Origin of the sequence: Microbispora sp. NBC_01389, assembly GCF_045040095.1 — a bacterium.
GTDB lineage: Bacteria > Actinomycetota > Actinomycetes > Streptosporangiales > Streptosporangiaceae > Microbispora.
The window spans coordinates 3,127,832-3,142,930 of the sequence record NZ_CP109552.1; the positions used below are offsets into that span (position 1 = coordinate 3,127,832).

The 15,099-nt window shown below is 73.6% G+C and carries 8 protein-coding genes; 7 read left to right on the forward strand and 1 reads right to left on the reverse strand.

What is annotated here, in order from left to right; translation table 11 throughout:
* The first annotated feature begins 149 nt into the window (after positions 1-149).
* From OG344_RS14335 to OG344_RS14350, 4 genes are read left to right on the forward strand one after another with little or no spacing between them, the layout of a single operon-like run.
* A complete protein-coding gene (locus OG344_RS14335; protein WP_405088631.1) occupies positions 150-1,706 on the forward strand; it encodes a succinic semialdehyde dehydrogenase in 1,557 nt (518 codons plus the stop codon).
* A 32-nt stretch (positions 1,707-1,738) separates the two neighbouring features.
* Positions 1,739-3,436: an FAD-dependent oxidoreductase gene (locus OG344_RS14340; RefSeq protein ID WP_405088632.1), complete on the forward strand. Its 1,698-nt coding sequence runs from the start codon at positions 1,739-1,741 to the stop codon at positions 3,434-3,436.
* A gap of 42 nt (positions 3,437-3,478) precedes the next feature.
* Positions 3,479-5,026 (forward strand): glutamine-hydrolyzing GMP synthase, encoded by a 1,548-nt coding sequence (gene guaA, locus OG344_RS14345; protein WP_405088633.1) that lies wholly within the window; start codon positions 3,479-3,481, stop codon positions 5,024-5,026.
* 47 nt (positions 5,027-5,073) lie between these two features.
* Positions 5,074-6,360, forward strand: coding sequence for an acyltransferase family protein (locus OG344_RS14350; RefSeq protein ID WP_405088634.1), 1,287 nt, complete (start codon positions 5,074-5,076; stop codon positions 6,358-6,360).
* On the opposite strand, the gene OG344_RS14355 is transcribed toward OG344_RS14350, so the two are convergent.
* Positions 6,299-7,042, reverse strand: coding sequence for a polysaccharide deacetylase family protein (locus tag OG344_RS14355; RefSeq protein WP_405088635.1), 744 nt, complete (start codon positions 7,040-7,042; stop codon positions 6,299-6,301). The genes OG344_RS14350 and OG344_RS14355 overlap by 62 nt on opposite strands.
* Before the next feature lie 219 nt (positions 7,043-7,261).
* On the opposite strand from OG344_RS14355, the gene OG344_RS14360 reads away from it, so the two are divergent.
* Genes OG344_RS14360 through OG344_RS14370 form a run of 3 tightly spaced genes read left to right on the forward strand, consistent with a single transcriptional unit; the run spans position 7,262 to position 15,071 of the window.
* Entirely contained in the window at positions 7,262-9,259 is a 1,998-nt protein-coding gene (locus tag OG344_RS14360) for a glycosyltransferase (protein ID WP_405088636.1), read from the forward strand.
* The gene (locus tag OG344_RS14365) at positions 9,256-11,094 is read left to right on the forward strand and encodes a glycosyltransferase (protein ID WP_405088637.1); all 1,839 of its coding nucleotides are present in this window, start codon (positions 9,256-9,258) and stop codon (positions 11,092-11,094) included. The genes OG344_RS14360 and OG344_RS14365 overlap by 4 nt, the downstream gene beginning before the upstream one ends.
* Positions 11,076-15,071 carry a glycosyltransferase gene (locus OG344_RS14370; protein WP_405088638.1) on the forward strand — a complete coding sequence of 1,332 codons (3,996 nt, stop codon included), beginning with the start codon at positions 11,076-11,078 and terminating at the stop codon, positions 15,069-15,071. The genes OG344_RS14365 and OG344_RS14370 overlap by 19 nt, the downstream gene beginning before the upstream one ends.
* Positions 15,072-15,099 lie beyond the last annotated feature (28 nt).

A 15,099-nucleotide genomic window follows, 5' to 3' on the forward strand; every position in this document is an offset into this window, starting at 1 on the left:
GACGAGAACGCCCTCGTGTTACCGGTCGAGGAGGTTATCGGACCTCGGCGGTGGAGTGGGCAGGCGTGGCCGGTCGCCGGCCCTGGTGCGGCGCCTGGGGGCGTTACCTACCGGTAGCCACGGGCGATCCTCCGGAATATTCTTCCGGCATGGGTGCCATGAATCGGCTGCTCGACGCGGCCATGGTCGAGCGGATTCTCACGCAGGTCTCCTCCGAGGGTAAGACGAGGGAGATCTTCGCGCCCTTCACCGGCGAGCTCCTCGCCGAAGTCCCGATCTCCACCCCCGAGGACGTCCGCGCGGCGTACGACAGGGCCCGGGCGGCGCAGGAGGCGTGGGCGGCGCTGCCGGTCGGTGAGCGGATCACGCCCTTCCTGCGGCTCCACGACGCGATCCTCGACCGCCGCCGGGAGCTGCTCGACGTCGTGCAGTGGGAGACCGGGAAGGCGCGCCGGCACGCGTACGAGGAGCTCCTCGACGTGGCGGGCTGCTCGCTCTACTTCGCGCGGCGCGCCCCCGGCCTGCTGGAGCCGCAGGGCAGGCAGGGCATCTTCCCGATCGCCACGCGCGCAGCCGAGGTGCGTCACCCCAAGGGCGTGGTCGCGGTGATCAGCCCGTGGAACTACCCCCTGGCCCTGGGGGTGACCGACGTGGTGCCCGCGCTGATCGCGGGCAACGCCGTCGTCCACAAGCCCGACACGCAGACCCCGCTGTCCACGCTGTGGACCATCGACCTGCTGGCCGAGCTGGGCATGCCGCGCGACATCTGGCAGGTCGTGCTGGGCGACCCGGACGACGTCGGCGATCCGCTGCTGGACGGCGCGGACTACGTCGCGTTCACCGGCTCGACGCGCGGCGGGCGAAAGATCGCCGAGGAGGCGGCCAGGCGGCTCGTCGGCTGCTCGCTCGAACTCGGCGGCAAGAACCCGATGATCGTGCTGGACGACGCCGACCTCGACGTGGCCGCCCAGGGCGCGATCAGGGCCTGCTTCACCAACGCCGGGCAGCTCTGCATCTCGATGGAGCGGCTCTACCTGCACGAGTCGGTCGCCGACCCCTTCCGTGACAAGTTCGTCCGGGCGGCGGAGAACATGAGGATCGGCGCCGGCCTCGACTGGGACGTCCAGATGGGCTCGCTCACCCACCGGCGGCAGGTCGACGCGGTCTCGGCGCACGTCGCCGACGCGGTCGCCAAGGGCGCGACCGTGCTGACCGGCGGCCGGCCCCGCCCCGACCTCGGCCCGCTGTTCTACGAGCCGACGATCCTGGAGGGCGTCACCGAGGACATGGCGGTCTGCCGGGACGAGACGTTCGGGCCGGTCGTATCGCTCTACCGCTTCCACGACGAGGACGAGGCGGTCCGCGCGGCCAACGACACGGCGTACGGGCTGAACGCCTCGATCTGGACCGGGGACGTCGCGCGGGGCCGCCGGCTCGCGGCCCGGATCAAGGCGGGCACCGTCAACATCAACGAGGGGTACGCCTCGGCGTACGCCTCCTACGACGCGCCGATGGGCGGGATGAAGTCGTCCGGCCTCGGCCGCCGCCACGGTTCGGAGGGCCTGCTGAAGTACACCGAGGTGCAGACGGTGGCCAGCCAGGCCACCTGGCTGGGCTTCGAGCCGATCCTCGGCATGACCTACGAGAAGTACGCCGACACGCTCGCCGGGCTGCTCAAGACCATGAAGCGCCTGCGCCTCAAGTGAGAAAGGCGGGATAAGCGAGAAAGGGCAGGGCGTTGGACTACGACGTCGTGGTGATCGGGTCGGGGTTCGGCGGGAGCGTGGCCGCGCTGCGGCTCAGTGAGAAGGGCTACACGGTCGGCGTGCTGGAGGCCGGCCGGCGGTTCGACGAGACGACCCTGCCGAAGACCTCCTGGCGGGTCAGGGACTTCCTGTGGGCCCCCGCGCTCGGGCTCAGGGGCATCCAGCGCATCCACGTCCTGCGCGGGACGAACGGCGTGATGGTGCTGGCCGGCGCCGGGGTCGGCGGCGGTTCGCTGGTCTACGCCAACACGCTCTACGAGCCGCTCGACCCGTTCTTCCGCGATCCCCAGTGGGCGCACATCACCGACTGGAAGGCCGAGCTCGGGCCGTACTACGACCAGGCCAGGCGGATGCTCGGCGTGGTGGAGAACCCGACCGTCACCGCCGCCGACGAGGTGATGAGGAAGGTCGCCGAGCGGATGGGCGTCGGGCACACCTTCCGCCTCGCCCCCGTCGGAGTGTTCTTCGGCGAGCCCGGGGCCGAGGTCGACGATCCCTACTTCGGCGGCGCGGGGCCGCGCCGCCGCGGCTGCGTCGAGTGCGGCGAGTGCATGACCGGCTGCCGCCACGGCGCCAAGAACATGCTGACGAAGAACTACCTCCACCTGGCCGAGAAGGCCGGGGCGAGGATCTGCCCGGAGACCACCGTGACCGGCGTGCGCCCGGTCGAGGGCGGCTACGCGGTCACGGTGCGGCGGACCGGCCCGTTCGGGCGCACCCGCACCCTGACCGCCGCGCAGGTGGTCTTCGCCGCCGGGACGTACGGCACCCAGCACCTGCTGCACCGGCTCAGGGTGACCACGCTGCCGCGCGTCTCGCCCCGGCTCGGCGCGCTGACCAGGACGAACTCCGAGGCCCTGCTCGGATTCGAACGGCCGGACACCAAGGGCGGGAAGCTCAACCGGGGCGTGGCGATCACCTCCTCGATCCACCCCGACGCCGAGACCCACATCGAGCCGGTCCGGTACGGCGACGGCTCCAACGCGATGGGCCTGCTGCGCACGCTGCTGGTCGACGGCGGCGGCCGGGCGCCGCGCTGGCTGAGCTTCCTCGGGGCGGCGCTGCGCCGCCCCCACCTGCTGCTCCGGCTGTTCAACCACCGCAGGTGGTCGGAGCGCGCGGTCATCGCCCTGGTCATGCAGGCCAAGGACAACTCGATCACGCTCTCGCTCAGGGGCGGCAGGCTCAGGGCGGGCCCCGGCCACGGTGAGCCCAACCCCACCTGGATCCCCGCGGGGCACCGGGCCGTACGCCTCGCGGCCGAGGAGATCGGCGGCCTGCCGGGCGGCTCCTGGCTCGACCTCTTCGACGTCCCGGCGACCGCGCACTTCCTCGGCGGCTGCGCGATCGGCGATTCACCCGAAACCGGGGTCGTCGACCCCTACCACCGCGTCTACGGGTACGAGGGCCTGCACGTCGTGGACGGCTCGGCCGTCTCGGCCAACCTCGGCGTGAACCCCTCGCTGACGATCACGGCCCAGTCCGAGCGGGCAATGGCGCTGTGGCCCAACAAGGGCGAGCCCGACCCGCGCCCCGCCCCCGGCTCGCCGTACCGGCGGGTCACGCCGGTGCGGCCGGTCAGGCCGGTGGTGCCCGCCGCCGCGCCGGGCGCGCTCCGCCTGCCGATCGCCGGAGTCACCCACGGGCGGGGCGCGTCACCGCGCCGATAGACTGGCGTCACCGCCTCGCATCCTTTCTGGGGGTCCCTTCCAGTGTCCGACTTCGACACCGTCCTCGTCGTGGACTTCGGCGCGCAGTACGCGCAGCTGATCGCGCGACGGGTGCGTGAGTGCCACGTCTACTCCGAGATCGTCCCGTCGACGATGCCGGTCTCCGAGATGCTGGAGAGGAAGCCCAAGGCGATCATCCTGTCCGGCGGCCCGTCGTCGGTGTACGCCGAGGGCGCCCCGCCCGTGCCGGACGGCCTGTTCGAGACCGGGGTGCCGACCTTCGGCATCTGCTACGGCTTCCAGGCCATGGCCAGGGCACTCGGGGGCGAGGTCGCCAGGACCGGCGCCGCCGAGTTCGGCGGGACCTCGCTCAAGGTCCTTCAGGAGGGCCTGCTGTTCGCCGGGCTGCCCGTCGCGCAGACCGTCTGGATGTCGCACGGCGACTCGGTGGTCGGCGCCCCGGCCGGGTTCTCCGTCACCGCCGCCACCTCCGCCACCCCGGTCGCCGCGATGGAGGACCCCTCCCGCGGCCTGTACGGCGTGCAGTTCCACCCCGAGGTGCTGCACTCCGAGCACGGGCAGCAGGTGCTCAGGCACTTCCTGGAGGCGGCCGGCTGCCGCCCCTCGTGGACCATGCTCAACATCGTCGAGGACGCCGTGGAGGCCGTGCGCGCCCAGGTGGGCGACGGCCGGGCGATCTGCGGGCTGTCGGGCGGCGTCGACTCCGCCGTGGCCGCCGCGATCGTCCAGCGGGCCATCGGCGACCGGCTGACCTGTGTCTTCGTCGACCACGGCCTGTTGCGAAAGGGCGAGGCCGAGCAGGTCGAGCGCGACTTCGTCGAGGTCACCGGCGTGAAGCTGCGGGTCGTCGACGCCTCGGAGCGCTTTCTCAAGGCCCTGTCGGGCGTGACCGACCCCGAGGAGAAGCGCAAGATCATCGGCCGGGAGTTCATCCGGGTCTTCGAGGACGAGGCCCGCGCGATCATCGCCGACGGGCCGGTGGACTTCCTCGTCCAGGGCACCCTCTACCCGGACGTCGTCGAGTCGGGCGGCGGCACCGGCACCGCGAACATCAAGTCCCACCACAACGTCGGCGGGCTTCCCGACGACCTGAAGTTCCAGCTGGTCGAGCCGCTGCGCACGCTGTTCAAGGACGAGGTGCGGCGGGCCGGCGAGGAGCTCGGCCTGCCCCCGGCGATGGTCTGGCGTCAGCCGTTCCCCGGGCCCGGCCTCGGCATCCGCATCATCGGCGAGGTCACCCGCGAGCGCCTCGACCTGCTGCGCGAGGCCGACGCCATCGCCCGCGAGGAGCTGACCCGCGCCGGTCTCGACCGCGACATCTGGCAGTGCCCGGTCGTGCTGCTGGCCGACGTCCGCTCGGTCGGCGTGCAGGGCGACGGCCGCACCTACGGCCATCCGGTCGTCCTGCGCCCGGTGACCTCCGAGGACGCGATGACCGCCGACTGGTCGCGGGTGCCGTACGACGTGCTGGCGCGGATCTCCACCCGGATCACCAACGAGGTGCGCGAGGTCAACCGTGTGGTGCTCGACGTGACGAGTAAGCCGCCGGGCACCATTGAATGGGAGTGACCAGTAACAACCGGTGTGAATCCGGCGTGGCTGGATAGTGTTACTCGGTGACTGCCACAGAGCGCGAGACCCCGCGGCCCGGCACCACGCCACCGCACGCCGCTGACAGCCCCGCCCAAAGCCCTGCCGGACGCCCTGCCGGACGCACTGCCGGGGCCGGTCGGCTGGCCTGGCTCGACGCCCTGCGGGGGATCGGGGCGATGGCGGTGGTCGCCGAGCACGCGCTGCCCTGGGTGATGCCGTCGCTCCGCCCCTACTGGTTCAGCCTCGGCATGTACGGCGTGCTGGTCTTCTTCCTGGTCAGCGGGTACATCATCCCCGCGTCCCTGGAGAAGAGGGGCGACGTCGGCGCCTTCTGGATCAGCCGGGTCTTCCGGCTGTATCCCCTCTATCTGCTGGTGATCGCCTTCGTGCTGGTCATGGCGGTCTGGGTGCCGGTGCGCCAGGAGGTGCCCCGCCATCCCTCGGCCGTGGCCGCGCACCTGAGCATGCTGCTCGACGTCGTCCACATCGGCGCCGTCGCCGACCCGATGTGGACGCTGTCGTACGAGATGGTCTTCTACCTGCTGGTGACCGCGTTGTTCGCGGGCGGGATGCACCGGCGCAGCGGAACGCTGGCGATCGTCTTCGGGGTGGTTGCGGTCGCCGCCGGGCTGGTGCTCTCGGCGCCGCTGCTGCCCGGCCACTGGCCGGCCGTCGTCGCCGGCGTGGTGTTCGTCGCGGGCCTGGCCTGCCTGATCACCGGCCGGTTCCGCACCGTCGCGGCGTACGCGCTGGGCCTGATGGCGCTCGTGCTCCTGCTCTTCGGCAGCTTCGTGCCGTGGTTCGGCGCGGCCATCCTCGCGGTGATGTTCACGGGGACGGCGCTGTACCGCTGGGAGCGGGGCACGGCCGGGCTCGGCCCGGTCGCGGTCGCAGCGGTCCTCGTGGCCGCCGCGCCCGTGTGGTCGGCGCAGGCCGGTTGGTGGTGGGTGCAGCCCGGCGTCTGGATCACGACGATCGCGCTCGCCGGGGCGACGTTCGCGATCGGGATGGCGCTGCGCGGCAGGCGCGTCCCCGGCGTGCTGACCTGGCTCGGCCTGATCAGCTATTCGGTGTACCTGCTGCACCATCCGCTGCTGAAGTATCTCAACGCGCTCGTCGGGGACCTGAAGTCGGTGCCGGACACCGGCCGGGCGGCCCTCGCGCTCGGCTACCTCGCGGTGATGCTCACGCTGAGCTGGCTGACCTACCGCTTCGTGGAGTCGCCGGCCCAGCGCCTGGGCCGGCGGATCACTCGACGGTCATCGTCATCGAGTCACGCATCGGGTCGGGATATACCTGTCCCGGGATGAGCTCCTCGCCCTCCAGCAGGGTGGACACGGTGACGAAGTGGTAGCCCTGGGCGGTCAGCTCCTTGAGCACCTTCGGCATCGACTCCACGGTCTCCTTGACCGTCTCGTGCATCAGGACGACCTCGCCCTCTCCGGCCACCTCAAGGGCGCGTGAGGTGAGGAGGTCCACGTTCCGGTAGTCCTTGATGTAGTCCTTCGTGGCGGACGTGCCCGGGATCTGGATGAGCCCGAACTTGGCGGTGATCTCCTCCACGCCGCCGTTGCGCAGCCCGCCGGGCGCGCGGAAGAGCACCGGCGCTTTCCCGGTCGTCTTCGTGATCAGTCGCTGGGTGTCGCCGATCTTCTTGTTGATCTCGGCGTACGTGAGCTCGGTCAGATATCTGCCGTCCCACGAGTGGTTGCCGATCTCGTGGCCGGCCTTGGCGATGCCCTGGGTGAGCTTCGGGTGCTTCTTCACCTCGGAGCCGATGAGGAAGAACGTGGCCTTCGCCTTGTACTTGGCGAGGGTCTTCAGCAGCGTCTGGTTGTACTGACCCGGACCATCGTCGAAGGTCAGGGCGATGCACTTGTGGGTCGCGCAGAACGGCTCACGGGCCGCGCGAGCGTGGGCGGGGACGGGGAGGGCGGCGGCCGTCGCGAGAGCGCACGCGACCGCGAGGGGGATCAGACGACGTACGGCCATGGGGGGTACTCCTCGGAAATCTACAAGGCGGCATCGTAACGCGTCCGCCGCCACTTCCTCCCCTCCAGTCCGGTTCGGGCATGCAAATCCGGCATCCGGTTCCCGTGCCGGGAGCCGGCAAACCTTCGGCCAAGGAAGGGACTAAGGCGGCTCCGCCGGGGACGCGGTTCGCGATGCTGGGCCGGTCGGATGAGAAACCGCGCAGCGTGAGGAGGGCGGGTGAGGCGAGCCGCCACCCGGTCGGCGTGGGGGACGTGGATCGGGTTCGAATCCTGTCCGTCGCTGCTCGGCCGCCTCGTCGAGGGCTTCTCCGGCCCGTGGATGCCGCTGGAGGACCTTCCCGTCCCCGCGCCCACGCAGGAGACCGTGCCCTCGCAGGAGACCGCGACTTCCCGGGGGACGGGGCGCGGGCGGAAGACGGGGGGCGTGCGGGAGGCGGTGTCCGCACGGAAGACCGTGCCCGTGCTGGAGACGGGGTGCGTGGTGCTCGCGGCGCGGTCCCCGGCCGACCTGCGCAGGGCCGTGCCCCTGCGGGTCCTGCTGCCGCGGGCGCCGCGCGTGCGGATCGCCGTCGCGGACGTGCCGCCCTGGGCGGGCCGGCCGCTCCCGGCCGCCGGGCAGGCGTCCTGCTGGCGCCTGCTGACCGGGCTGCGGGTCGCCCGCCGCGGGCGCGGCTGGCACCTGGAGGCCGCCTTCGCCGAGCCCGTCGCCGCCGGGGAGATCCTGGCCCACGTCGCGTACGGCCTCTTCGGCACGGCCGGGACCACCACGCCGGTGGCCGGGCTGCTGGGCGCGGGCACGGCCGACTGGCGGCCCGGCGACGCCAACGCCACCCTCGCGCCCGCGGGCGGCCCGGTGCCGGACCGTCGTGACGCCCCAGGCTGCGACCTGCCGGTGCGCGCCGGCGCCTCCCGCGTCCCGCCGGTGGACGAGGCCGTCGTCAACCCGATCGGGTTCCGGCCGCATCCCGAGGAGGGGGTCGCGGAGCTCACGCCGCACCGGGACGGGTTCGCCGTCATGTGCGGCTCCGCGACTCTCGTACGGCTGCCGCCCGGCGGGCGCGTCACGGACGTGGACATCGCCCGCCTGCGCGACGTCCGCGGGGTCGCGGTGCCCACGTCCGCAGCGCTCATCTCTGCCGGGTCCACATCCTCTGGGTCCACATCCTCTGGGCCCACGTCCGCCGGGTCCGCGTCCGCTGGGTCCGCGTCCGCTGGGTCCGCGTCCGCTGGGTCCGCGTCCGCCGGGCTCGCGCCGGTCATGGCGCGCGTCGTGGCCGCGCTGGCGGCCGCGGGGGTCCCGGTGCTCGCCGAGCCCGACCCCGCGCGCGACGAGGCGCTCGGCTCCGCGGTCGCCGCCGTCCTCGCCACCGTGACCACCGAGGCGCTCGCGTGCGACCTGCGCCGCGAGGAGATGAGCATCCGGCTGCGCAGGACCGCGCTGCGCGAGCACGGCTCCGCCGCGTGCTGGCGGCGGCTCGCCGTGGGGTCCGGCCTGTCCGCGCCGCCGCAGCCACGGGTGTCGATCCTGCTCTGCACCCGCCGCCCGGAGATGCTCCCGTTCGCGGTGGAGCAGATGGAGCGCCAGCGCGGCGTGACGGCCGAACTGATCGTGGGGCTCCACGGCTTCACCGCGCGGGAGGCGCCGCTTCCCCGCACGTCGTTGCCGGTCACCGTGATCGAGGCGCCCGCGACGACGCCGTTCGGCGAGGTCCTGAACCGGATGGCGGCCGCCGCGTCCGGGTCCTACCTCGCCAAGGTGGACGACGACGACTGGTACGGCCCCGACCACCTCGCCGATCTCCTGCTCGCCCGGCTCTACAGCGGCGCCGACCTGGTCGGGTCGGCCGCGGAGTTCGTCTATCTGGAGCAACTCAACGTGACGATCAGGCGGTGCATCGGCACCGAGCGCTTCGCGCCGCTGGTGGCCGGGGGGACGATGCTGGTCACCCGGGCCGCGTTCGAGGCGGCCGGCGGCTTCCGGCCGCTGCCGAGGACGGTCGACGGCCAGCTTCTGCAGGCCGTCGAGGCGGCGGGCGGCCGGATCTACCGCACCCACGGGTTCGGCTACCTGCTGCGCCGCCGCAGCGCGTACGGCCACACCTGGCGGCAGCCGGTGCAGTCGTTCCTCGCGTCCTACCAGGAGCAGTGGCGCGGGCTGGTCTTCAACGGACTGATGAAGGACGGTGCCCCATGGCGGGCGGAGGTGAGGACGTGACGGGGGGCGTGCGCATCCCGCTCAACGACTACGGGGTGCTCGGGCAGCCGCCGGCGCCGGGGGAGTGGACCCCCACGCTCACGGTGAGCGTGGTCATCCCCGCCCACCGCGCGGAGCACACGCTGCCGCTGACGCTGGCGAGCCTGGCCCGGCAGACCTACCCGGCCCACCTGACGGAGGTCGTGGTGGTGGACGACGGCGAGCGGCCCGCCCCGTCGCCTTCACCCGACGCCCGGCCTTCACCCGACGCCCGGCCTTCACCCGACGCCTGGACCGCGCCATCCGGCTGGACCGCGCCATCTGACTGGAGCGTGCCGTCCGCCTGGCCGGTGCCGGAACGGCTGCGCGTGGTCCGCCCGCGCGCCGGCGCGTGGGGGAGGGCGAGCGCCTGCGCGGCCGGGGCGGAGGCGGCCGAAGGCCAGGTGATCCTTTATCTCGACGCCGACCTCGTGCTGTTCCCCGAGCACGTCGAGGCGCAGATGCGCTGGCACCACCTCACGGACCACCTTGTCGTGCTCGGGCATCTGAGGTTCGTGCCGGGCCTGGACGAGATCCCGGCGAGCGAGGTGCTCGCCGCCGTCGAGGCGGGCGCGGTGGACAAGCTGTTCGCCGAGGAGGACACCACCCCGCAGTGGACCGAGGCGCGCTGGGACCAGACCGACGACCTGCGCGCGGCGGGCTTCACCGCGTTCTCCGTCATGGTCGGGGCGACGGCGTCGCTGCCCGCGGCGCTGCTGCGGGCCGCCGGGGGCCTGGACGCGTCGCTCGTTCTCGGCGAGGACACCGAACTGGGCTACCGGCTCGCCCAGGCGGGGGCCGTCTTCGTGCCCGACCGCGGCGCCCGCTGCTGGCATCTCGGCCGCTCGACCGTGATGCGCCGCGAGCCGGAGGTGAAGCGGCACAACTGGCCCTACCTCGCCGAACGCGTGCCCGTCTTCCGCTGGCTGCGCAGGCACCCGCACCGCGCCTACCTCGTGCCGTACATCGAGGTCGTGGTCGACGCGGGGGAGGCCACCTTCGAGGAGGTCAGGGCGACGGTCGACGGCGTGCTCGCGGGACGCCTGCCGGACGTGCGGGTGACCGTGACCGGGCCGTGGGGACGGCTCCGCGGCGGGCGGCGCGACCCCCTCGGCGATCCGTCGCTCGACCTGCGCCTGATGCTGGCCTGCTACGAGGGGGAACCCCGCGTCCGGTTCCGGGAGACCGTACCGGACGACGCCTTCCCGGTGCCGTTCCGCTTCCACTGCCCGCCGGGCTGGGTCCCGTCGCGCGGCACCATCGGGGCGGTCGTCAAGCACGCCGACCGGCGGCGCCTGGGGATCGTCTCCCTCGCGCTGGACGAACGGGAGGACGGCGAGGTCGTCCACGCCCGGCTGGAGCGCACGGCCGCCGTCACCCGCGCCCGCCGCTGCGCCCGGCCGGGTGACGACCTCGGCGACCTGATCCACGAGATGTTCGGCACGGTGTGGGACGCCGGCGACAAGTGGGGGCTCCTGCCCGCCGGGAGTGCGGAGATCGCGAGCAGCACCGGTGGTGTCACGGGTGCCGGGAGCACGGGGAACGCCGGGAGCGGGACCCTGCCTGGTCCCGGCCGCGCCTGGACGGGTGGTTCCGGTGCGCCACCGGGCGCCGGGGGCAGTTCCGGCCGTTCCGGGTCCGGCCGTTTCGGGTCCGGTCGTTCCGGGTCCGGTCGTTTCGGGTCCGGTCGTTTCGGGTCCGGTCGTTTTGGGGCCCGTCGTTTTGGGGCGCGGCCGCTGCGCCGCACCGCCCGCCTGCTGCGCCGGCGCCTGCGCGCCCTTGTGCGAAAGGACCGCCCGTGCCCCGCATCAGTGTGATCGTCCCGATCTACGACGTGGAACCGTACCTCGCCGCCTGCCTGGCCTCGGTCGCCGCGCAGACCTGGGAGGACGTCGAGGTCGTCATGGTCGACGACGGATCGCCCGACGGCAGCGCCGCCATCGCCGCCGGGTTCGCCGCGAGGGACGCGCGGTTCCGGCTGGTCCGGCAGGCCAACGCCGGGCTCGGCGCGGCGCGCAACACGGGAGTGCGGCACGCGACCGGGGAGCACCTCATGTTCCTCGACAGTGACGACCTGCTGCCCGCGCACGCCCTCGAATACCTCCTGGCGTCCCTGGAGCGGACCGGGTCCGACCTCGCCACCGGCAACGTGCTGCGGCTCGACGGCCGGGGCGCCCGCCAGTCGGCCATGCACCGGCCCGTCTTCGCCGACGCGGCCGACGCCACCCACATCACCCGCAGGCACGCGCTGCTGCGCGACCGCCTGGTCACCAACAAGCTCTGGCGCCGTTCGTTCTGGGACGCCCACGGCTTCGCCTTTCCCGAGAGCGTGCTGTACGAGGACATCGCGGTGGCGCTGCGCGCCCACTTCCTGGCGCGGTCGGCCGACGTGCTGCCCGCCCCGGTCTACCTCTGGCGGCGCCGCGAGGGCGGCGGCCCTTCGGCCACTCCTTCGGTCGCCCTGTCGATCACGCAGGACAAGACGCGGGCCGGGCATCTGGAGGGCCGGTTCGCCGCCGTCACCGAAGTGCGCCGTTTCCTGAGCGAGCACAACTTCACCGCGCACATCCACGCCTGGGACCACGCCGTTCTCGACGCCGACCTGACGAACTTCCTCGACGTGCTCGACCAGGGGTCCCCCGCCTTCCAGGACCGCTTCCTCGACCTCGCGGGCCGCTATCTCGACGAGGTGGCGTCATGCGTGCTCGACGACCTGCCCGCCCTGCGGCGGGTGGAGTGGCACCTGGTGCGGGAACGCCGCCTCGCCGGCCTGCTGGACGTCCTCGCCTGGGACCGGGAGGTGGAGCCCGACCGGCGGCTCGTCCGCCGGATGGGCGGCCACCACCTGAACATCACCCTCGCGCGCGACCCGGTGCGCGACCCGGTGCGCGACCCGGTGCGTGACCCGGTGCGTGACATCCCGGCCGCCGTCACCAGGGCCAGGGACGAACTCGTCCCCCGGCACCGCGTCGACGCGATCCGGTGGGAGGACGGCGTGCTCGTGGTCGAGGGCCGGACGGCCCCGCCGTACCTCCGCCCGACCCGGCGCATCCACCAGCAGGTCTTCGCCGCGCTCGTCCACGAACGGACCGGACGCCGGATCCGGGTCCCGGCCGCCGTCACCAGGGCCCGGGTGACGGCGAAGGGCGCGGAACGGGACTGGGGCGGCTTCCGGCTCTCGATCGACCCTGGGGTGCTCGCCAGGCCGGGCCGGCTCGGGCGGTGGCACGTAGAGCTGCGGGTTCTCCACAGGGGGGTCGTCCGGCGCGGGCGGTTGTCCGATCCGCACGCCGCCGCGGCCGTGGTGGAGGAGGCGGGCTACCGGAGCGTGGGCCCCGACCACTACGTCGCGCCGCTGCTCGGCGAGACGGGCGACCTGGTCCTGCGCGCCGTACGGGAGACCGCGCGGGTGGTCACCGGCGAGGTGCGCGACGGCCGCCTGCGGCTCGTGGGTCACGTCGTCAACGACCTCGGCCCGTGCCCGGTGCTCCAGGTCACCCGGCGTCCCGGGGGGATTCCCCGCACGTACCCCGTGAACGTCGACCGGCGCACGTTCGAGGCCGTGATCGATCTGCGCGACCTGCTGCCCGCGTCCCGGCACACGGTGCCGCCGGAGGTCGCCGTGCCGTACACGTGCTGGGAGGTCGAGGTGCGGGCCGCGGGCGGGGAGGCGACGCCGGTGACCGCCGCCGACGATGTGCCGCTCGGCCGGTACGGCCTGGCCGGACCGGCCGGCCGGGAGATCGTCATGTGCCGCGACCGGACCGGCGGCCTGGTCCTGCGCGACCAGCCCATGGCGGCGTACGCCGACCTCGCCGAGTGGCTGCCGGCTGGGCGAGGGGGAGGGGGCGAACTGCTCATCGAGGGCGGGTTCGCCGCGCCGCACGAGGTGTCCGCGCTGGTGGTGACCGCGCTCGACCCCGTCGTCACCGGCTACGGCGAGTGGTCGCTGCCGATCGAGGGCTCCGGCACCCGGTTCCGGGCGCGGCTCACGCCTGAGGAGGTCGCCGGCCCCGCCGGGCGGCTGCCGCTGCCCCGCGGACGGTACGCGTTGTCGGTCCGCGCCCGCCCGGTTCCGGACCCCCTGGCATCGGACCCCCTGGCATCGGGTTCGCTGGCATCGGGTTCGCAGGCATCGGCCGGGGCCGCCGGAAGGCCTGTCCCGCCTGTCCCGCCGGTCCCGCCGGAACCGCTGGGGCCGCTGCGGCCGGTCGTGCCGTTCGCGCCGCTGACACCCATTGTGCCCGTCGAACCGACTGTGCCTCTGGAGCCTCTGGGGCAGATCGAGCGGGCCGAGCCGGTGGACCTGCCGCTGGAGTTCGACACCGACGTGCCCGCGATCCACCAGACGGCCCGCCGTACGTTCGGGATCGTCGTGCCGGGCCGGGGCCGCGCCGTGCTGACGGTGAGCGGCGACCTGACCGCCGACGAGCGGGGAAAGAAGGCCCAGCGGACGCTGCGCACGCGGACGTACCCGCAGATGCGGGGACGGCCGCTACGCGACGCCGTCCTGTTCGACGGGGGAGGCGGCACCCGTTTCGGCGGCAGTCCGAGGGCGGTGTGCGAGGAACTGCGCCGGCGCGGGACGGACCTGCCGCTGCTGTGGAGCGTGCGGGATGGTCAGGTCGCCCTCCCGGACGACGTCGAGCCGGTGCGGACGCAGGGGCGGGAGCACTACGAGGCCCTCGCCCGGTGCCGCTACATCGTCATCGACACGCCGCTGCCGCCGTGGTTCGAACGCAGGCCGGGTCAGGTGGTCGTACAGACCTGGCAGGGCCCCGCGACCACACTCGCCCTCGCCGCGCCCTCCACGACCAGTCCGGAGGCCGGACGGAGGGCTTGCGCCGAGGGCTCCGTGGCCATTCCGGGGGATGGCGTCGCAAGCTTCGCACACGGATGGCCGGTCGGTGCCGAGGGCTTCGCGGCCGGTGCGGAAGGCGGCGTCGCGGGCCGTGTGGCCGGGCGACCGCCCGGCGCGGCGGACAGCGCGGCGGACGGCTTCGGCGGTGGCTTCGGCGGTGGCTTCGGCGGTGGCTTCGGGGCGGACCAGTGGACTCACCTCGTCAGCCCGGGTCCCTGGTGGACGCCGTGGCTGCGGCGGACGTTCGGCTTCGAGGGGGAGGTGCTGGAGACCGGCCTGCCGGGTGACGACCTTCTCGTGGGCCCGGGCGCGCGCGAACGCGCCGCCGAGGTGCGGCGCCGTCTCGGCCTGCCGGACGGCCGTATGGTCGTGCTGTACGCGCCGGGGGAGCACGTCGCGCTCGACCCCGGCCGCCTCGCCGCCGCCCTCCCAGGCGACTGCACGCTGTTGGTCCGCAGGCCGTCACCGGCCGCCGCCCGTCCTTACGCGCGCTCCACGGACGGCTCGCACACCAGGCCCTGCGCCGGGTTCCCTGCCGGGGCCTCCGGTGGGGCCTCCGGTGGGGCCACCGACCCAGGACGCGGATCGTGGGGAGGGGCGGGCGGCGTCGTGGACGTCACCGGCCATCCGGATCCGCAGGAGCTGTTCCTCGCCGCCGACGTGCTGGTGACCGGGGACGTCGCGGCGATGGCCGAGTTCGCGGTCACGGGGCGTCCGATGCTCCTCCACCCCGGCGCGCCACACGACCTGTGCCTGCATCCCGAGGCGCCGGGCCCGACGCTGCGCGACGCCGGCGAGGTGGCCGAGGCGCTCACCCACCTTGACGAGATCGCGGACAAGCACCGGGACGCGCTGGGCGCGTTCCTCCGCGGGTACCGCCCGGCGGCCGACGGGCACGCCGCCGCCCGGCTCGTGGACCTCGTGTTCCGCTGACCGCGCCGTCAGCCCGTCTGGCCCGCGC